This is a genomic window from Campylobacter sp. FU_520 (assembly GCF_025772385.1).
GTDB classification, from domain to species: Bacteria; Campylobacterota; Campylobacteria; order Campylobacterales; family Campylobacteraceae; genus Campylobacter_D; species Campylobacter_D lari_C.
Window position 1 is genome coordinate 1 of sequence record NZ_JAKMRZ010000046.1, and the last position, 581, is coordinate 581.

The 581-nt window shown below is 34.1% G+C and carries 1 protein-coding gene; it reads right to left on the reverse strand.

Features of this window, described 5'->3' with window-relative positions; translation table 11 throughout:
• Window positions 1-93: 93 nt before the first annotated feature.
• On the reverse strand, window positions 94-581 hold a 488-nt coding region (locus L8W55_RS07920; protein WP_263678141.1), incomplete at its 5' end, for a flagellin.

Sequence of the window (581 nt, forward strand, 5' to 3'; positions counted from 1 at the left end):
ATTAAGAGTTTTAAATTAAGAGTTTTAAATTAAGAGTTTTAAATTAAGAGTTTTAAAAACACCTTGAAAATCAAGGTGTTTTGGATTTCTTAACTATTGTAATAATCTCATTACATTTTGTTGCATAGCATTAGCTTGACTCATAGCATAAGATCCACTTTGAGCCAAGATATTATACTTAGCAAAGTTTGCGCTTTCTGCTGCAAAGTCTACATCTCTAATGTTTGATTCAGCTGATTTGATATTTACTTGAGTTACGCTAATATTATTAAGCGTAGCTGTGATTTGATTTTGCACTGCACCAAGATCAGCCCTAATAGAGTCTAGGTTAGTAATAGCAGTTTCAGCTATATCCATTACAGCCATAGCACCTTTAAGTGTAGTAACACCAGCTTGTTGATCTTTAGCAGCTATATCTTTTAAATGCGCATCACTATGTCCAAAGTTAGCAAACTGAGAAGAGCCATCTCCGGTAGCTGTAAAGCCAAAAGCAATAGAAAAAGCGGTAACAAAAGCTAAGTTGTTTTCATAAACTTGAGAATAATTATGTCCACTTCCTACAGAAAAACCTGAACCCGCAC